The 18,791-nt window shown below is 67.0% G+C and carries 16 protein-coding genes and 2 tRNA genes; 10 read left to right on the top strand and 8 right to left on the bottom strand.

The window, feature by feature from the left end; all coding sequences use genetic code 11:
- Nucleotides 1–21 precede the first annotated feature (21 nt).
- The 4 genes from EG854_RS08330 to EG854_RS08310 all read left to right on the top strand — a co-directional run bounded on the left by EG854_RS08330 (nucleotide 22) and on the right by EG854_RS08310 (nucleotide 2,779).
- The gene (locus tag EG854_RS08330) at nucleotides 22–1,032 is read left to right on the top strand and encodes a fumarylacetoacetate hydrolase family protein (RefSeq protein WP_123287651.1); all 1,011 of its coding nucleotides are present in this window, start codon (nucleotides 22–24) and stop codon (nucleotides 1,030–1,032) included.
- The gene (locus EG854_RS08325) at nucleotides 1,029–1,769 is read left to right on the top strand and encodes a hypothetical protein (protein ID WP_123287650.1); all 741 of its coding nucleotides are present in this window, start codon (nucleotides 1,029–1,031) and stop codon (nucleotides 1,767–1,769) included. The genes EG854_RS08330 and EG854_RS08325 overlap by 4 nt, the downstream gene beginning before the upstream one ends.
- A 3-nt stretch (nucleotides 1,770–1,772) precedes the next feature.
- A complete protein-coding gene (locus tag EG854_RS08315; RefSeq protein WP_164461966.1) occupies nucleotides 1,773–2,600 on the top strand; it encodes an energy transducer TonB in 828 nt (275 codons plus the stop codon).
- A gap of 94 nt (nucleotides 2,601–2,694) precedes the next feature.
- A tRNA-Leu gene (locus EG854_RS08310) sits at nucleotides 2,695–2,779 on the top strand.
- A gap of 6 nt (nucleotides 2,780–2,785) precedes the next feature.
- Here EG854_RS08310 and EG854_RS13140 read toward each other — a convergent pair.
- The gene (locus tag EG854_RS13140) at nucleotides 2,786–3,730 is read right to left on the bottom strand and encodes a class I SAM-dependent methyltransferase (protein ID WP_164461964.1); all 945 of its coding nucleotides are present in this window, start codon (nucleotides 3,728–3,730) and stop codon (nucleotides 2,786–2,788) included.
- A gap of 150 nt (nucleotides 3,731–3,880) precedes the next feature.
- Here EG854_RS13140 and EG854_RS08300 point away from each other — a divergent pair, with 150 nt between their 5' ends.
- From EG854_RS08300 to EG854_RS08290, 3 genes are all read left to right on the top strand, one after another.
- A complete protein-coding gene (locus EG854_RS08300; protein ID WP_311716953.1) occupies nucleotides 3,881–5,116 on the top strand; it encodes a multidrug effflux MFS transporter in 1,236 nt (411 codons plus the stop codon).
- Between the two features lie 99 nt (nucleotides 5,117–5,215).
- Nucleotides 5,216–7,180 (top strand): M1 family metallopeptidase, encoded by a 1,965-nt coding sequence (locus EG854_RS08295; RefSeq protein ID WP_123287646.1) that lies wholly within the window; start codon nucleotides 5,216–5,218, stop codon nucleotides 7,178–7,180.
- A 262-nt stretch (nucleotides 7,181–7,442) separates the two neighbouring features.
- Nucleotides 7,443–7,964: a porin family protein gene (locus tag EG854_RS08290; protein ID WP_123287645.1), complete on the top strand. Its 522-nt coding sequence runs from the start codon at nucleotides 7,443–7,445 to the stop codon at nucleotides 7,962–7,964.
- A 70-nt stretch (nucleotides 7,965–8,034) separates the two neighbouring features.
- Here the strand turns inward: EG854_RS08290 and EG854_RS08285 are convergent, their stop codons facing one another.
- From EG854_RS08285 to EG854_RS08260, 6 genes are all read right to left on the bottom strand, one after another.
- Complete coding sequence (locus EG854_RS08285; RefSeq protein ID WP_123287644.1) at nucleotides 8,035–8,316, bottom strand: hypothetical protein; 282 nt, start codon at nucleotides 8,314–8,316, stop codon at nucleotides 8,035–8,037.
- Between the two features lie 103 nt (nucleotides 8,317–8,419).
- Entirely contained in the window at nucleotides 8,420–9,553 is a 1,134-nt protein-coding gene (locus tag EG854_RS08280; RefSeq protein ID WP_164461962.1) for a beta-ketoacyl-ACP synthase III, read from the bottom strand.
- A 29-nt stretch (nucleotides 9,554–9,582) separates the two neighbouring features.
- Nucleotides 9,583–11,622: a capsular polysaccharide biosynthesis protein gene (locus tag EG854_RS08275; protein WP_123287642.1), complete on the bottom strand. Its 2,040-nt coding sequence runs from the start codon at nucleotides 11,620–11,622 to the stop codon at nucleotides 9,583–9,585.
- Complete coding sequence (locus EG854_RS08270; RefSeq protein WP_123287641.1) at nucleotides 11,619–12,476, bottom strand: HpcH/HpaI aldolase/citrate lyase family protein; 858 nt, start codon at nucleotides 12,474–12,476, stop codon at nucleotides 11,619–11,621. Before EG854_RS08270 ends, EG854_RS08275 begins: the two co-directional genes overlap by 4 nt.
- A gap of 5 nt (nucleotides 12,477–12,481) precedes the next feature.
- Entirely contained in the window at nucleotides 12,482–13,162 is a 681-nt protein-coding gene (locus EG854_RS08265; RefSeq protein WP_123287640.1) for an SDR family NAD(P)-dependent oxidoreductase, read from the bottom strand.
- 66 nt (nucleotides 13,163–13,228) lie between these two features.
- Entirely contained in the window at nucleotides 13,229–13,735 is a 507-nt protein-coding gene (locus EG854_RS08260) for a GAF domain-containing protein (protein ID WP_123287639.1), read from the bottom strand.
- A 292-nt stretch (nucleotides 13,736–14,027) separates the two neighbouring features.
- Here EG854_RS08260 and EG854_RS08255 point away from each other — a divergent pair, with 292 nt between their 5' ends.
- On the top strand, nucleotides 14,028–15,449 hold the full coding sequence (locus EG854_RS08255; RefSeq protein WP_241153181.1) for a tetratricopeptide repeat protein: 1,422 nt from the start codon (nucleotides 14,028–14,030) through the stop codon (nucleotides 15,447–15,449).
- A gap of 15 nt (nucleotides 15,450–15,464) precedes the next feature.
- Nucleotides 15,465–16,973, top strand: coding sequence for a right-handed parallel beta-helix repeat-containing protein (locus EG854_RS08250; RefSeq protein WP_123287637.1), 1,509 nt, complete (start codon nucleotides 15,465–15,467; stop codon nucleotides 16,971–16,973).
- Here EG854_RS08250 and EG854_RS08245 read toward each other — a convergent pair.
- Nucleotides 16,968–17,043 (bottom strand) — tRNA-Ile (locus tag EG854_RS08245). The genes EG854_RS08250 and EG854_RS08245 overlap by 6 nt on opposite strands.
- A 934-nt stretch (nucleotides 17,044–17,977) precedes the next feature.
- Here EG854_RS08245 and EG854_RS08240 point away from each other — a divergent pair.
- Complete coding sequence (locus EG854_RS08240; RefSeq protein WP_123287636.1) at nucleotides 17,978–18,727, top strand: SIMPL domain-containing protein; 750 nt, start codon at nucleotides 17,978–17,980, stop codon at nucleotides 18,725–18,727.
- Nucleotides 18,728–18,791 lie beyond the last annotated feature (64 nt).

Genomic DNA, 18,791 nt, shown 5'->3' with positions numbered 1-18,791 from the left:
GTTTGCGTCTAGAGAGGTGGGATGAAACTCGCATCCCTGAAACATGGCCGTGACGGCCGCCTCGTCGTGGTGTCGGAAGACCTGAACTGGTTCACCGACGCCTTTCTGATCGCCCCGACCCTGCAGGCGGCTCTGGATGACTGGGACCGGTGCGAACCGCGCCTGCGTGCCCTGGCTGAAAGCCTGGAACATGAAGCCGTGCCGCGCGGCCGCTTTCATGAGCGGGAGGCCTCGGCGCCCCTGCCGCGCGCCTATCAGTGGGCCGACGGCTCGGCCTATGTGAACCACGTCGCGCTGGTCCGGCAGGCCCGCGGCGCCGAAATGCCCGAGAGCTTCTGGACCGATCCGCTGATGTATCAGGGCGGGTCCGATGGCTTCCTCGGCCCGCGCGATCCCATTCCGCTGGCCGATCCCGCTTGGGGCTGTGATCTCGAGGCCGAGGTCGTGGTCGTCACCGGCGATGTGCCCCAAGGCGTGTCCCCCGACGAGGCGCTGGGCCACATCCGGCTGGTCGGACTGGTCAACGACGTGTCCCTGCGCAATCTGATCCCGGCCGAACTGGGCAAGGGCTTTGGCTTCGTCCAGTCCAAGCCCGCCAGCGCCTTTACCCCCGTGTTCGTCACGCCCGACTCGCTTGGCGATCGCTGGAAAGACGGCAAGCTGCACGGCGCCCTGACCGTCACCCTGAATGGCAAGCCGTTTGGTCAGGCCGACGCCGGCGACGACATGACCTTCGACTTCGGCACCCTGATCGCGCATCTGGCCAAGACCCGGTCGCTGGTGGCGGGGTCGATCATCGGCTCGGGCACTGTGTCCAACCGCGACGCCGACGGCGGTCCGGGCAAGCCGGTCAGCGAAGGCGGGCTGGGCTATTCCTGCATCGCCGAGGTCCGCACCGTCGAGACCATCCAGCACGGCAAGGCCGAGACCCCCTTCCTTCAACATGGCGACACCGTCCGCATCGAAATGCTGGACGAAAAGCACCACTCGATCTTCGGGACGATCGAACAGACGGTGGAGCCTGTGGGATGAAAGCGGTCGCCGGTGCCCTGATTGCCGCCCTCGCCGCCGGTCCGGTTCTGGCGCAGCAGCCAGAGGCCTGGACGGCCCAGACTGCGGATGACCTCACCCTGGCCTATGCGGTCTTCCCCGAGGGTATCGCGGTGATCGCGCGCTGTCAGGCCGGCACGCCCGAGCTACTGATTCAGGGGCTTCAGATTCGCATGCCGACCATCGAAGTCGCCGCGCGGTTCGGGGACGGCCGGGTCCACTGGGGGGCGTGGATGCCCTCCGAGAACGGGCGATACCTGATTGCCGAGCGGCCGACCCAGCTGATGCGGGGCTTCGTCAATACCCGCACGGCCATGCTGCAGTTTGGCGAAGGGGACGGGGCAGTCCAGTTCACTGTGACCCCGCCCGCCGATACCTCCGGGATGGAGGGCGTACTGACGGCCTGTGGCCAGCCCCTGTTCCACGAAAGGGATGAGGCCGAGCCGCTCCGCCTGTCTGCAGGGGGCGATGATTTTCTCCGCGAAGGCCGGGTGATCATTCCGCCGCGCGCCGCCCGCGACCGTGTGTCAGGCTGGGCCTATGTCACCTGCATGACGGCCGAGGGCGGTCGCCTGACCGACTGCGAGGCCGAGGCTGAAAGCCCTGCTGGCTATGGCTATGGCGAAGCCAGTGTCCGCTCGCTGGAAGAGTCCCGGATCCGCGGCGAGGTTCCGCCCGGACGCCTGGTTTCGATCCGCCTGACGACGATGGTGGAGTGACCGATGCGCGCGCCGATCCGTCGGCCATGCACGGCAGCCCTGGCGCTTGTCCTCGGGCTGGCGCAGGCCACGCCCGGTCTCACGCAGGACCCCGGTGACGACTGGGACATCGTCCGGGACCGCCGCAACAAACAGGTGATGGCCTATCTCCAGTTCAGCAATGGACTGGGCATCACGGTCCGGTGCCTGGACGGTTCGCTTGATGCGGTGATCGGGGGCCTGCCCCCGCCCGTCAATCCGGAACCCAGCAGCATCGGCATTTCATACCGCCCCCTCTACATGACCTTCCGGGATGATGAGGAGTATGGGGGGCGCTGGGTGATCGCCGTCAACGACACCATGGCGGTGGGCCTGTTCCCGGCGCCCTTCGCTCGCAGATTGCGCGAAGGCGGGGCACTGCAGATTCGCGTGCCGGATGGGGGCGGTGAAGGCCGGTCGCTGTCCTACCGGATCGAGCTTCCGCGCTCCGCCCGTCACATCGATGAGGTGTTGACCACCTGCGATCGCCCGCTGGATGACCCGCGCGATGATGTGCTTGGACGGGATGAAAATCCCGGCTTGCCCGCGTCGATCATCTGGGAAAGGGCGCCACGACCGACTTTCCCCAACAACTCCACCTACGCCTCGGGCTTTGCGGTCATCAGCTGCAACACACGGCCCGACGGCAGTCTCGAAGATTGCATCGCGGAGTCACAGCATCCGGCGGACTCAAGGTTCGGCCGCGAGGCCCTCAATGCCACACGCCGGGCCCGTCTGCAGGTCGCCGAGGACGCCGACGCCCCTGTGCCGGTGCGTCGGGTGTTCTTTACGGTAACCTTTCGTTTGATGTGAGGGACGGCGGGATGCAGGGCGATGCGATCGCCCGGCCGATCTCAATAAGCCGTGGCATCACACCACATGATCCGCTAAATCCCCCGGACCTCACGCGGGTGTGGTGGAATTGGTAGACGCGCCGGACTCAAAATCCGGTTCCGAAAGGAGTGTCGGTTCGAGTCCGACCACCCGCACCATCGCCCTCAGGGCTGGCCGGCCTTCTGGATGATCAGGCCGACCGAGGTCGTCACGAACCCGGCCACGGACAGCCGCAAATGCGGGTCATTCCGGTAGGGCGGGATATCGATGTAGCGGTCGACCGGTCCGTTCCCGGCGCTCAGGTCCAGCGGCATCACCCTGTGCCCGCCAGCCTGGTGCCCGACCAGCGCGTGGAGGTCACGAGGCCGATACAGCACGGTTCCCCCCTCCGACAGCGTCTCGATGTCTGAGGTGAGGTTCAACTCCGTCGTGTGAACCGCCACGCCGCCGGGCGCGAGTGTGCCGAGGGAGCGCTCGATGAAGTCCATGCCGGCTTTCAGCGACCCCAGATGCTCAAGGGCGCAGGCAGACCAGCAGAAATCGAAGTCGACGAGGTCGTCGGGAATGGCGTTCATATCGACAGCCCTGAATTCGACCGAGCGATCAAACACGTCCGTGGGACACAGGTCAGGCCTCATCAGTGCAGCCTTGCCGACAGCATGCTGACCGGAGTCGGCCCAACCCGTGTCGACCGCCTCATCGGCGGCCTGATCGGTCGCGGTGATGTGACAGCCGCGCGCGGCAAAACAGGCAGAAAGCGGCTCGCGCCCCACACCAAATCCCAGCCCTCGCGCCCCTCGTCTGAGCAGCTTTCGCTCATGCAGCGCCTGACAGATAAGCACCAGCTCCCACAATTTCCTGTGATAGCCGGGGTACGCGCCCAGTTGCTCACACCAGTATGAGAACCAGCCGGTATCGAAATGGCTCTGGCGACACGCAGGCGAGGTTCGAAACACCCCGCGTCCCGGCTTTCGATCAGACCTGACCGGAGGGCCGCCGCGCCAGTGGCGTTCATCGGGCAGGTGCAGGGCGGCCAGCGCTTCGACCTGGCGCTCCAGAAGCGCGACCCGGTTTCCGAGAGCGGCCAGCGCGATATCGCGGTCGTCCATGAGGGGCTCCTGCAGCAGGGTTGAAACCGAACCATCTTCAGCCATAGCAGGGGCCCAAGGCGAGCTCGACCCGTGTGACGAAAATCTGCGGCCCTCGCAGTTGCAAAAAGCGAGAGCGGGTCGCATTTGCATCGGATGCAAACACCCGACGTGTCTCTTCCCAAGCCCGAGCGCGGCCCGGGCTTTCCCGAGTTCGTCGCCCTGATCGCCACGATGATGGCGCTGAACGCCCTGGCGATCGACATGATGCTGCCGGCGCTACCCGCCATCGGCGACGCCCTCGACGTGGCGTCCGAGAACGCGCGGCAATGGGTGATCACCGCCTACCTCCTCGGGTTTGGCATGGCCCAGTTGATCTACGGCCCACTGGCGGACCGCTATGGCCGCAAGCCGGTGCTGATGGCAGGGCTCAGCCTGTACGTCCTGTTCAGTGTGGTCGCCGCCTTCACGACGACCTTCGAGGCCCTGATTCTCGCGCGGCTGGGCACCGGACTGGGGGCTGCGGCCCTGCGCGTGCTGGCGGTATCGATCGTGCGGGATCGCTATTCCGGGCGGACCATGGCCCGGGTCATGTCGCTGAGCTTTCTCGTCTTCCTTGGCGTGCCCATCCTGGCGCCGACGCTGGGGCAACTGGTGCTGTTCGTCGCCCCGTGGCGCTGGATATTCGGCGTCCTGGCTCTCGCGGGCTCGGGATTCATGATCTGGGCCCTGATCCGCCTGCCCGAGACCCTGGCCGCAGAGAATCGCCTGCCGATCCGCTTTGGCCGGATCGCCGAAGCCTTCCGCGCCGTTGTCAGCGACCGGCTCTCGGTCGGCTATACGCTGGCGATGACGGCGATCACCGGATCGCTGTTTGCCTTCATCAATTCCAGCCAGCAGATCTTTTTCGATGTGTTCCAGCAGCCGACCCTGTTCACGACCGTCTTCGGCCTCATGGCGGCCGGGATCGCCGTGGCGTCCCTGACCAATGCGCGACTGGTCGAGCGGCTGGGATCGCGGCGCCTGTCGCATCTGGCCCTGATCGGCTTCATCACCTCAGCGGCCGTCCACGCCGGCGTGACCCTGACCGGCCACGAAAGCCTGATCAGCTTCGCCCTGCTGCAGGGGCTGACCATGTTCTGCTTCGGCTTCATCGCGGGCAATTTCGGCGCCCTGGCCATGAACAATATGGGCCGGATCGCGGGGACAGCCTCGTCTGTGCAGGGGTTCGTCTCGACGACGTTCGGCTCGCTGACCGGCTTCCTGATCGGCCAAAGCTTCGACGGCACGGCGGCGCCCATGACCATCGGTATCACCGGATGCGGCGTGCTGGCGCTCGTCGCGGTGCTGGTGGCCGAGCGGGGCAAGCTGTTCAGCACGGTCGAGACTGAAAGCCGACCGGCCTGAGCTTGACCTGGCGCGGCGGGGCTGGTCGGGTGACCGGAACGAAGGTGCCTCCGGATTCATTTCCGGCGGGCGCGACTCCGACACCATGAGGAAACCCCGATGGCCTTCAAGCTCGCTTCCGTCTCCACGCTTGCCCTTACTGCCGCTCTGGGCATGACGATGGCGGCCTGTACCTCCATGCCGGGGTGGGGCGGAGCGGGGACCAATCCGGCCGCCCAGGCGCCCGCCGAAGTACAGTGGGTCCGCGACGTCCACTCCCATGCCCGGCCCGAGGTCGCCCGCGTAGGCCACGTCGATCTGGACCTGACCGCCGACTTCGACCGCAAGGTCCTGTCCGGCACGGCGACGCTGGACATCAGCGGGCGCGCGGGCGCCGACCAGATCATTCTGGATGTCCGCAATCTGGACATCGAGTCGGTGAGCGACGGCGCCGGTCGCGCCATGACCTGGCGACTGGGCGCCAGCGATCCAATCCTGGGGCAGGCGCTGGAGATCGACCTGCCGCCCCTCAGCGCCGGTGAAACCCGCAAGCTTGTCATCAACTACGCCACCCGGCCCGATGCCGCGGCCCTGCAGTGGCTGAACCCGTCCCAGACGGCGGGCGGTGAGCAGCCCTATCTGTTCAGCCAGGGCCAGGCGATCCTGACCCGGACCTGGATCCCGACCCAGGACAGCCCCGGCATCCGCCAGTCCTACTCCGCCCGCATCGTGGTGCCCGAGGACCTCAAGGCGGTCATGAGCGCCGAGATGCTGACGCCCGAAGGTGAGCCGGCGGGGCCCGGCCAGCGGGCGTACCGCTTCCGGTTGAGGAACCCCGTTCCGCCCTATCTGATCGCGATCGGCGTGGGTGACATCGCCTTTGCCTCGCTGGGTGAGCGGACCGGCGTCTACACGGAGCCGTCCATGCTGGAGGCGGCGCGCGCCGAATTCCCCGCCGTCGAGTCGATGGTCGAGGAGGCCGAGGCCCTCTACGGGCCCTATTTGTGGGGCCGCTACGACCTGCTGGTGCTGCCGCCCAGCTTCCCGTTCGGTGGCATGGAAAATCCGCGCCTGACCTTCGCCACCCCGACCATCGTCGCCGGGGACCAGTCGCTGGTCGCCCTGGTCGCCCACGAACTGGCGCACAGCTGGTCCGGCAATCTGGTGACCAATGCCACCTGGGACGACTTCTGGCTCAATGAAGGTTTCACCGTCTATTTCGAGAACCGGATCATGGAGGCGGTTTATGGCCGCGACCGCGCCATGCAGGAGCAGGTGCTGGGCTGGGAGGACCTTCAGGGCGAACTGGCCGACCTGCCGCCCGAGGACACCCGCCTGAAGCTGGACCTCGCCGGGCGCGATCCGGACGAGGGCATGACCAACATCGCCTATGAAAAGGGCGCCTTCTTCCTGCGGACGATCGAGCGGATCGTCGGGCGCGACCGGTTCGATGGCTGGCTGAAGGGCTATTTCGAGAGGAATGCCTATCGGCCCATGACGACGACGATGTTCCTTGAGGATATCCGCACTTACCTGATCCGGGGCGACGCCGCGCTGGAAGAGGCTCTGATGATGGACGCCTGGGTCTATCAACCTGGCCTGCCGTCCAATGCCATGGCCCCCGTGTCGCAGGCCTTTGATCCGGTCGATGCGGCGGCCCGCAGCGTCTTCCTCGAAGGCGGCGCACCGCCGCAATCCCTGTGGCAGGGCTGGAACACCCAGCAACGCCAGCGTTTCCTCGCCTGGCGGCCCGAGGGGCATCAGGCCGGTCAGGACTGGCTAAGCGATGCGCAACTCAAGGCACTGGACGAAGGTCTCGGCCTGTCGGCGGCCGGCAATTCCGAAGTGCTGTTTGCCTGGCTGCAGATTGCCATGACCCATCGCTATGAACCTGCGGTGGCGCCGACCGAAGCCTTCCTGACCGGGATGGGGCGCCGCAAATTCGTCCTGCCGCTGTTCCAGACCCTCTGGGGCGAGGGCGAATGGGGCCGCGACCTGGCGCGGCGCATCTATGCCGAGGCGCGCCCCCTTTATCACCCGGTAACCAGTAACTCGGTTGACGCCGTGGTGGGTGTGCCGAACTAAAGCTGACGCTTTGCGATGAAATGTGGCGGTCGTCCCAGCGGGCGGCCGCCGCTTTCATGACCCCGGCGCCATGATTGTGGCGGTCCAGGCTTCAAGTATACACAATTATGTCGCATTTAGCGGAACGCGGTATGTGGCAACAATCGCACGGTTACGGCCATGTAATCGTTCGGCCTTGGAACTGCCCGAACCCGTACATACTTGATCCTCTGCCAGTCGGGATGGCTGGTAACTGATCAACGATAAAAAAGGAACTACACGCATGCGTAGTCTCGTACTCTCTGCCGCCGCCCTGGCCCTGATGGCCTCGCCCGCCCTGGCCCAGGATCCGGCTTCCAACGTCTATGGCACCATCGGCTACAGCCAGCTGGACGCTGACGGCGTTGACCTCGGTGCTGTCACCGCACGCCTCGGCACCCGCTTCACCCCGAACTTCGGCATCGAAGGCGAAGCCTCCTTCGGCGTGAAGGACGAAGACTTCACCGTCGGCGCGACGACCGTTACCGCCGAGCTGGAATATGACGCCGCCATCTACGGCGTCGGCTATGTGCCGCTTAGCCCGAACTTCGAACTGTTCGGCCGCGTCGGCTACGGCACCAGCGAAGTGAAGCTGTCCAGCGGTGCCGTCTCGGCCTCGGCTGACGGTGAAAGCTGGAATTACGGCGTGGGCGCCCAGTACTCGCTGGACGGACAGAACGGCATCCGTGCCGACTGGACCCGCCGCGACTTCGGTGACGACGGCGACGCCGACGTCTGGTCGCTGAACTTCGTCCGCAAGTTCTAGGGCTGTCGCCAGACAGAACAACGGCGCGTCACCCTGCGGTGGCGCGCCGTTTCTGTGTCCGAGCCGTGGATCAGGCCAGTTCGGGATTCAGGGCCCAGCGCATGGAGCCCTCGCCGAAGGGACGAAAGAACAGGTCGCGATAGCGTTCAAAGACGTCGACGATCTTCTGGGCCAGATCCTGGGCGACCGTCTCGCCCCGCTGTCGCTTGAGAGCGGCCACACATTGCACCACCTGTGCCTGATGGCAGGACCCGCCCATGCTCTTCAGCACAGTGGCCACATCGCGGACCAGGGGTTCGTCAATCCGGGCCATCCAGGGACCGGAAAACTCAGGGGCAGCATACTGGGTCATGGACTGGGGCTCCCGTCAGGTCTCCAGGACTTGAGGTACCCGTTCGCAAAAACGCCTGCCGCGTGCAAGCGGCGCCGTAAAAAGTGATCGAAAGGCGAGCCGATCAGCCGCGCTTGCGCACGAACACCGTTCCCGCCGAATAGCCCGCGCCGAAGCTGCAGATCAGGCCCACATCGCCCGCGGCCATATCCTCCTGATGCAGGTGGAAGGCGATGACCGACCCGGCGGAGGAGGTGTTGGCATAGTCGTCCAGGATGATGACGTTCTCGGACGGCTCCGGATCGCGGCCCAGCACCTTGCGGCCGATCATCTCGTTCATGTTGATATTGGCCTGGTGGAGCCACAGCCGCTTCAGCCCGGACGGCTCCAGGCCGAGATCACTCGCGTGGCTGACGATCATCTCGGACACCATGGGCACGACGTCCTTGAACACCTTGCGCCCCTGCTGAACGAACAGCTTGTCCGGCTTGCCGATGCCCTCGGGCGCCGCATTGTTCAGGAAGCCGAAATTATTGCGGATGTTGTTCGAGAAGACGGTCTTCAGCCGCGTGCCCAGAATGTCCCAGCCACCCGACCCCGCCTGGTCGCCGGACTCGACGATCACGGCGGTGGCTACGTCGCCGAAGATGAAGTGGCTGTCGCGGTCCTTGAAGTTCAGATGGGCGGAGCAGACCTCGGGGTTGACCATCAGCACGGCCTTGACCGAGCCCGAGGCGATGAAGTCGGCGGCGGTCTTGAGGCCAAAGGTCGCCGAGGAGCAGGCGACATTCATGTCAAAGGCAAAGCCCTCAATCCCCAGCGCCTGCTGCACCTCGATGGCCATGGCGGGATAGGGGCGCTGCATGTTCGAGGCGGCGCACAGCACGGCGCCGATCTCGCTGACGGGTTTGCCCCAGGCAGCGATAGCCTCCTGCGCCGCCTTGACCGCCATTTCGGCCAGAATCGACAGCTCTTCGTTGGAGCGTTCGGGCAGATGCGGGACCATGCGCTCGGGGTCCAGAACCCCGGTCTTGTCCAGCACGAACCGGCTCTTGATGCCCGAGGCCTTTTCAATGAACTCGACCGAGGACGGGGTCAGGGCCTCGCGGGTGCCGGCGGCGATGTCATCGGCGTTGCGGGCGTTCTCCAGCTCGGCCCACGCGTTGTAGGCCCGGACCAGTTCGGCGTTGGAGATGGACTGTTCCGGCGTGAACAGGCCGGTGGCGGCGATGACGGCAGTCGGAGAAGAGGCGCTCACTAAGGGTATCCGTGTTCTGATGCTGGTCTTCAATAGGCCGGTGGATCGCTTCGGTCGAGGCTGGCGATCAGGCCGCGTCCCCAGCGGCGCAACCCGCCGGAGCGACCGGTGTCGGTCGAAGGCCCCGGCTGGCCCAGTTGCTGGGCCACATCCTCGGCCTCGCAGGGGTATCCGTCGGGGGTCACATACAGCGGATAACGGATCAGGGCTTCGGCGATCAGCGTGTCCAGATCGACCCGGCGGGTACGGCGCGGAAAGCTCAGCGTATCCTCGGTCAGCCCCCAGCCGGCATAGAAGGGCCGCCCGCAGGTCATCACCCGCTTCCCGCGCAGCAGGGCTTCGAACCCGGTCAGTGAGGTCATCGTGGCCAGCCCGTCGCAGGCGTCCAGACAGGCGGTGATGTCCAGGCCCTCGGCGCGCGCATCCACCAGCCCTGCGGTGTCAGCGTCCAGCCGGCCCGGCCGGTTGCCCGCCACCGTATCGGGATGGTCGCGATAGATCAGGAAGGCATCCGGCAAGCGAGCGCGGACCGCCCGGACCAGGCCGGCATTGGTGCGGATGTCCTCGCACCCCAGAAGGATGGACCGGTCATTCTCGACCTGACCGACGATCAACACGCGATCACGGTCGGTCGGCCAGTCCGGCGGGGGCGTCGCCCCGCCCAGATTGTATTTGCTCAGCCCTCGCTCGACGAGGGCCTGACGCAGGGCGCGGGCCCGGACGAGGTCTGCGGCCGGGGTCTGTCCGGCCTCCAGGGCCTGTTCCAGCGCGGACGGCCGCGATCCGTCGAAATGGATACCGGTCGGGTCCAGCACGGCCGACAGGGCCGCACGGAAGTCCGACCCCAGGCCCCGCGAGCGCAGGAAGCCGTCCTCCATCCGCCAGAGGGGCAGGGTCGCGGCTTCGGCTGCGGGGGCCACATCGGGTGACTCTTTCCCTGCCCACACGACCAGCCGGCCGCCGCGCTGCCTCGCCGCCGTCACGGCTGCTGCCGTCGAGGTGAAGAAGGCCGTCTCGCCGAGCGGGCTGTTCATCAGGCGCCGAACCGCGCCCCGCTTGGCCGGGGAAAAGCCGACACAGGCCGAATAGCCCGCCAGCCTGCGGGCCCGGTCTCGTTGCTGCAACAGTCGCGACACGGCGGCCTCGGGTGTCGAGGGAGTTTGCGTCACGGGATCGACATAGCGGGCCTGAACGATCAGGGCCGCCGCCACCAGCACCTCGAGCGAGCGGGTCATGCCCGGACGCGGGCAGGCGAGGTGATCGGTGGTGAGACCCCAGCCGGCATGGAAGGGCAGGCCGAAACAGTGGACCGGCAGACCCCGGATCAGGGCCTCGAACCCCAGTCCGCTGGACACGGTGAAGACGGCGTCGACCTGCGGCAGCAGCACATCCAGCGCGACGTCATCGACCGGAATAGCGCCCGTCAGTGCCTCGGATGCCAGACATCCGCGTTTGAGCCCCGCAACGGTGGCCGGGTGCCGACGCACCAGCAACTGACCTGATCCGGTCGCGAACCGGGCAGCCTCCAGCATCCGGGCGAAACTGTCCCGGTCGGCCAGTCCCCCGGCAATAGAGGCGTCGCCCGCCGTCTGGTCGACGACCAGAATGCGCGGGCCGCATGCGGGCGGCAGGTCGAGGTCGGTGCGGCCCATGCTGGTCTTGCTCGGGCCGGCGTCGCGCAGGGTCTGGATCAGGGCGCGGGCCCGGGTCTCCATGGCGGTATCGAACCACGGCTCTGGCTCGCGGATCAGGCTTTCCAGTCGCGACGGGCGCCGCGCGTCATGGTGCACCCCCAGATCGTCGATCAGCAGGCTGTGGGGTGCGGCCCCGGCCTCGCCCAGTCCGACCGATCGCAGGAAGCCGTCCTCGAGCGCCAGATACGGCACCCGGGTCTGCTCCGCCCAGGTGCGGCCGACCAGCGACGTGCCCTTTCGGCCCCATCCGACGACGGCCCGTGTGGCCGGTGTTGGGACGCCCTGCAGCCGGTAGTCGGACAGGAAGGCCGCCAGCCCCCGGATCTTCCAGAGCCCCGGCGCCGAAACCCAGGCATGGGGCCTGTCGTCGCTCATTCGCGCGACTGGGCCTCCACCAGGGCGTCGTGGCTCGCCAGCAGGCGCTTGGCCTGCTCCAGATGCAGCCGCTCGACCATCCGGTCGTCGATCCGCACCACGCCGAGAGCCTCGGCGTCGGGCGAGGAAAAGGCCTCGACGATCTCGCGCGCGTGGGCCACGGCGGCGGCATCGGGCGCGAAGGCGGCATTGGCGGTGTCGATCTGTGATGGGTGGATCAGGCTCTTGCCGTCAAAGCCGAAGGCGGCGCCCTGGGCACATTCGGTCGCAAGGCCGTCGAGGTTGTCGATGCTGTTGTAGACGCCGTCGATGGCAAGGTTGTTCGACACGCGCGCCGCCGCGACAATCATGGCCAGCCAGGATTTGATCGGTTCGCGGTCCGGACCCAGCTTAGCGCCCAGCGCCACGGCCAGGTCGTTGACCCCCGGCATCAGGGCATCGATCGGCGCCTCGCACTGGGCGATCTCCTCCAGATTGAACAGGGCGCGGGGCGTCTCGATCATCGCCCAAAGCGATGTGTGGCCGCCCATCGCGCGCGAGACGGCCTTGATCTGCGTGGCCCGCTCGACCTTGGGCAACACGATCAATCTGGGCTCGACCTCGGCCAGGGCACGGGTGTCGGCTTCCCCCCAGTCACTGTCGTGGGAATTGATCCGCACCCCGACCATGGCTCGAAATCCGCCCGCTTGAACAGCCGCACAGGCAGCGTCGCGCGCGGCCTCCTTGGCATCGGGGGCCACGGCGTCCTCCAGATCCAGAATGACGACATCGCAGTTCAGCCCCTTGGCCTTGGCTACGGCGCGCGGGTTCGAGGCGGGCACGAACAGCACGCTTCGGCAGGGGTGGGGCGTCATGCCTCTCAGACCCGACCGGTGACGGGCACCAGCGCCCCGGTCATGGCACGCGAGGCCGGCGAGGCGAGGAACAGCATGACCTCGGCCAGATCCTCGACCCTGACCCAGGTGGCGGGATCGGCGTCGGGCATGTCCTTGCGATTCTCCGGCGTGTCGAGAATGGACGGCAGGACCGCATTGACCGTCACCGAGCTGGATTTGGTCTCCTCCGCCAGGCTCTCGGTCAGACGGTGCACGGCCGATTTCGACGCCGCATAGGCGCCCATGCCCATGCCGCTCTTCAGCGCGCCGGCGGCGCCGACATTGACGATCCGGCCCTCGGCCGAGGCCTTGAGGTGGGGCAGGGCGGCACGGCTGGTGTTCAGGGCGGTGACCAGGTTCAGGCGATACATCCGGTCCCAGGCGGGCTCGGCGTCGTCGACGGTCTGCCAGACAAAGCCGCCGGCGATGTTCAGCACGGCATCCAGTCGCCCGAAATGGACCTGGGCCCGGTCGACGGCCTTCTTGGCCGCCGCCGCGTCGGTCAGGTCGACGCCGCCGATCTCGAGACAGGCCTGCGAGTCGAACGGGTCCACCGCCGAATGGTCGATGGCGGCGACCTTGAGCCCCCGGGCCAGCGCCGCCGTGATCACGGCCCGGCCCAGCTGGCCCTGACCGCCGGTGATGACCAATACCCTGTCGCTCATGCCTCATGTCTCCCGCTGTTCATTCGGCGGACCATAGGCGGCTACGCCCATGGATCAAACCGGGGATCACACCGCGAAGGCCCGGCTCAGCAGGTCTTCCAGCGCCGCCTGGTCGACGCGGTCAAAGGCGGCCTTGTCCGTCGAGTCGACATCGAACACGGCGAGCAGTCGGCCCTCTACATCCCGGACCGGCACCACGATCTCGCTGGCCGAGCGGCTGTCACAGGCAATATGACCGGGGAAGGCATGAACGTCGTCGATCAATTGGGTCTCGCCCGTCACCGCAGCCGCTCCGCACACGCCACGTCCGAAGGGAATCCGCAGACAGCCAAGGGTGCCTTGATAGGGCCCGACCACGAGCTCGTCGGTGCCGGCGGCGCGCTTGTCCTCATCGACGACATAGAAGCCGGTCCAGAAGAAGGTCTCGAAGGCGTCGTGCAGCATGGAGGCGACGGTCGCCATGCGGGCCGTGCGATTCGGCTCGCCTTCCAGAACCGCCATGATTTCCTCGGCGACCTCGGCATAGCGTGCAGCCTTGTCCTCGGGGCGGTCGTCTCGGGCGATATAGGCCATCGGGGCAGAAATCCTGGGCTCGTGTCAGATTGGCCATATGGGCCCGGATTGGCGCAGCGGAAGGGGTAAACCCCTCGCCCCGCAGGTGAATTCGCAAGCAACCATCTGGGGAAAAGTCTAGCTCGGACACAATGTGGTCACTGTGCGGCAACGGTATGGCACCGGTCGCGTTAACCATATCGCGATGTTCACTGGACCGATCGGCAAGATTGGGAAAAGGTTAACGTCGTGCGGCCTTTGAGTGCGGCAAGGGGTGTGGGGGATTATGAGCGACAACGGCAGGAACAGGGGCATGCGGGGCGGCACCGGCCCGATCGCCATCGCGGCTGTGGCCGTGCTGTTGATTCTGGCCCTGCTGTCGATGGCGGCTTGCGGCGAGCGGACCCCGACCTTCTTCCAGCGCTCTGAAACCGCGAACCCGTGCCCCCGTCCAGCGAATCTGACCGGGTCCGAGTTCAACGCCCAGGAAACCGGCGTCCGCGCCCTGCGCCGGGCGGCGTTCCGGGGCGACTTCTTCGCGCAGCTGGAGCTGGGGGGGCGTTACGCGGCGCTTCGGGCCACCGACAAGAATCTGGAAGACCCGATCGAAAGCTCGGTCTGGCTGGCCATGGCGCTGGCCAACGAGGATGGATTCGCCCCGATCAACCGGGTCGAGCGCGGCATGTTCGGCGGCTGGCGGCCGCTGTCCAAATATGACGACTGCCGGGCCTGGGAGCGCCAGAACGCCTATCAACGCCTCAATACCCAGCTGTCGCGCATGACCCTGACCGAACAGGAAGAGGTGCGCGACCGCGTCATCTATGTCCTGTCGACCCAGGGCGCCGACGGCTATCGCACCCTGGCGCGCCTGCACGATGCCCTGTACGGCGCCTTCGGCGAGCCCCAGGACAATCCGCAGGCCCGCGAGGCCATCGGCCGCGGATCGGGTCGCGACCGCCGCCGCGGGGGCTATCCCGCCGCGCTGAACCTGTTCCAGCGCAATGAGGTGGACGCCTATCTCTACAATTATCTGGCGGTGCAGACGGGCGACGTCGGGGCCTTTGTCCTGATGAAGGACTTCGAGAGCTCCTCGCCCGGCCGGGCCCAGTACAGCGGCTTTGTCGAGGCCAAGGCCCGTCAGTGGGTGCCGCCGTTCGAATTCTATCCCAACGCAGCGCCGGCGTCGGGCGTGCCCTTCTCGGACGAGAGCCGTCCGCGGGGCGACGCCTATGAGTACGCCCTGTCGCGGGTGACCGAACTGCCCTTTGTCCATGTGGGTCGGGCGATCCGCTATCTGGGCATTGCCGACAAGGCCGCCGCCCGCCCCGAGGACCTGTCCAAGCGCGAGGTCGAATCGCTCGAGGCCGTGCTGGGCCACCCGATCGAGGGACGACTGTCCTATCAGGAGCGGGTCCGGGCCATTCAGCTGGCGGCGGTCAACGGTTCGTCCGAGGCGCAGTTGGTTCTGGCGGTCATGTATTCCGAGGGCATCGGGGTGCCGCCCGACTATGCCCGCGCCTATTTCTGGTACGAGGAAGCGGCCCGTCAGGGCAGCCCTGAGGCCAAGTTCGCACTGTCGACCTTCTTTGCCCTGGGCGTTTCCGGGGTTGCTGATCAGGACAAGGCCGAGGCCGTGGTGATGCGCATCGACTCGGCGCTGGCCGGGTTTGCCCCCTCGGTCGCGCGCCTGCAGGCCGTCCTGTCCCAGGTCTCCCGTTCCCAGCAGCGCCGTTAAGGAGGGCGTTGACACATGATCACGTTCCGCACCCCCCTCCGCTTCCGCTCCCTGATCGCGCCCGCGCTGGGCCTCGCGGTCGCGGCGACCGCGATGTCGCTGGCCCCGCAGGCGAACGCCCAGGAGGCCGCGCGCGTCGAAAGCGAGACCCGGCCGAACTTTGGTGTCCTGCTGGACCCGCCGGCGCCGCGTCGCAGCCGCGCGACCACGCATCGGCGCTGGACCAGCCGTGATCATCGCCGCGACTACTACCCCGGCCCCGGCCCCGGGCCCCATGACGGGCGGCCCTATCCGGCGGGCGGCGAGCAGGTCGTGCTGGTCGACTGCGGCGGCAATCCCGGATCGGGCGCCATTGAGGACGCGGTGCGCCGGGTCGCTCCGGGCGGCACCCTCATCCTGAGGGCGCGGGGCGGACCCTGCGTCGGCTGGCTCAACATCAACACGCCCCTGACCATCATCGGCGAGGGCGGGTTCGACCCGCGCGACTGGAACCGCCAGCCCACGGCCACCCTGCAGGCCCCCGACGGCCTGCCCTGCATGACCGTGGCCCAGGGGGTTAGGGTGGATGTGCGCGACGTGGTCTTTTCGTCGCAGCGGGCCGGCGATGCCGCCTGCATCATCGGCTATGGCGCCGAGATCCTGATGAACCGGGTCGGCTTCCGCCATGTCGGCGACGAGGCGGCCATCTATATGGACGGCGGCCTGCTGGATATCCGCAACGCCGTGCTGGAGACCCAGACGGTGGCTCCGGCCATCGTTGCCGATGGTGCCTCGCTGACGGCCTATGAAGTGGTGGTGACCGGCGCCCATGTCGGCATGGAGCTGATCCCCGGGCCCGGTCAGACGGCCCGGATCGACTCGACGACTCTGAAGGGCATCGGCGCGCCGAACAGCTTTGGCCCCCGCTCGATTGGCATGATCATCCGCTCGGGCCGCGATTACGGCCGGGTCGAGATCACCAACACCGCCATCTGCGGCTTCGTCGAGGGCGTGGCCGTCGAAGGTGCCTCGGTCGACATCCAGGGCAGCCGCGTCTGTCGCTCGGACAAGGGCGTGGTCGTCTACAACGGCGAGCTGACCCTGACCGACACCCGCATCCGGGCCGAGAGCGTCGGCGTGGCCGTGGCGTCGGGCCGGGCCGTGATCACCAACAATGTCTTCTCGGGCGTGCGCGAGGTCATCTATGGCGAGAACCGCGCCAGTATCGAGGCCAGCGGCAACCGCGTCTGGTCGCGCCATGTCTGCCGGGCCCGGTTCCGCGAACGCACCCGGGGCCGGTATGAACCCTACTGGTCCGGCGGCCAGGGCTGGGAGTGCGTCTACGGCGCCTATCCGCGTGATTGGTGGGCGGAAGAGGACGGTCTGCTGGGCCTCGACTACTATGACGACGGCTATTCCCTGCAGGGCTATGACACCTATCAGGACGGCTACGGCTGGTACGACCGCGAGGGGCGCTACATACAAGACCGCGACTATTACGGCGACGACCGCTGGGTCGAACCGCGCCGTCGCGGCTTCTGGTAGGCCCGGAGGGACTCGAACCCCCAACCAGACCGTTATGAGCGGTCGGCTCTAACCATTGAGCTACGGGCCCCCGGAGGCGACGCCCCGGGCCTAGCAGGCGCATGGGATGTTGCAAAGAGGGCGGCGGGGGCGGTGCTCCTTTCCCGATGGAGGAGATGAGCCAAAGCTCCCGTCCGTGTTTGCGGCGGGTTGGAGGGCAGGCGGAGCGCCGGGCCTTCGCCCGGATGAGAACAAGAAATACCGTTTCGACGAAGACAGACGCTCCGCGCGGACGGTTTTCCGGGAGCTTGCGTCGGGTGGCCGTGTTCGGGCCTTACCGCAGCGCCCCCGGCGGGCGGGGGTGTCCTGCGACACCTCCCGGAACGACTGAGTATCCCCCTCAGCCCTTGGCCCGATCACGCACCCGGAGGCGGTGATGGGGGTGTTCGGACCCTGAGGCCCGACCCCGCTCCATCCGCTCCCGCCGCTCACAAGGTCGCAGGCCTTACGAGCCCTCCGTGCAACGGGACGGGAGGAGTGTGGCACACGGCTGGACCTGGTCGGGCAGAACGGTCCGGGAAACGGTGGAGGTGTTGAAAGGGTTGGGGAATTAGGTGGCGGTTATCCTATCTGAGTGCGTCAGCTCAGCATTCCTTCTCCCCTTGTGGGAGAAGGTGCCCCCTGAGAAGGGGGCGGATGAGGGGTTACGCTGCGGTTGGATGTTCATCGGCCGGGATAAAGCGAACTCTTCGTCAAACCTCTGAGAGACCCCTCATCCGAGCCGCTCACGCGGCCCACCTTCTCCCGCAAGGGGAGAAGGGCACGAACCTGCTTGGCTGCTACGGGCCGCCCGGGTCGTAGGGAGGGAGCCCGTCAGTCTTCCGTCTCCCGATGGGAGAAGGTGATCGTCCCGCCCCGATGAACGGAACCTGACCCCGGGGCGCGAACGTTCATTCAGGCGGTATGGTCCAGGTTGGACTGACAGGGTGCGCGGGTGGCGCGTGCCCGAACCTCAGGAGACTTTCATGACCCGTTCCCCCTTCCGGCTGCTGATGCCGATGGCCGCAGCCGTGGCCCTGGCCGGTGTGTCAGCGCCGGCGCTGGCGCAGTCGATGTCGGAGCCTGCGGGCCATCATATGGTGGCGCCGCCCCATCTGAGTCTGGCGGCCTATGGTGAGGTCAAGGTCGCGCCGGATATGGCGACGATCAATTTCGGCGTCATGACCGAGGCGGCGACCGCCGAGGAGGCGATGCGCCAGAACGCCCAATATATGGAGCGGGTCATGGCGGCCCTGCGCCGGGCCGGGATTGCCGAGCGCGATATCCAGACCTCGGGCCTGAACCTGTCGGCCCAGTATGATTATCAGCAGGACCAACCGCCGCGTCTGCGGGGCTATCAGGCGACCAACCGGGTCACAGTGACGGTGCGCGATCTGAGCCGGGTCGGCACGACGGCGGATGCGGTGGTCAGCGCGGGCGTCAACCAGATCGACGGCATCAGCTTTGGCCTGACGGACCGGACGGCGGCCGAGGATCAGGCGCGGCGTCTGGCCGTGCGGGATTTGCAGCGCAAGGCCGGCCTGTATGCCGAAGCGCTGGGTGTGCAGCTGGGCGGTATCCGTAGCCTGAGCGAAGGCACGTCGATGAGCGCCCCGCCGCCCATGCCCTATGCCCGGTCCATGGCCATGGAATCCGCCGATGCCTCGACCTCGGTGTCGCCGGGTCAACTGACGGTGCGGGTGCATATCAGCGGCGTCTATGACCTGATCCGGTAGGACTTCCCCGTCCGCTCATCCCCGCGAAAGCGGGGGCCCAGCCCCTTCTGCCAGTCCGGGTGTC

The organism is Brevundimonas halotolerans (genome assembly GCF_003730275.1).
GTDB classification, from domain to species: Bacteria; Pseudomonadota; Alphaproteobacteria; order Caulobacterales; family Caulobacteraceae; genus Brevundimonas; species Brevundimonas halotolerans.
This window is presented reverse-complemented; position numbering and strand designations above follow the sequence as displayed.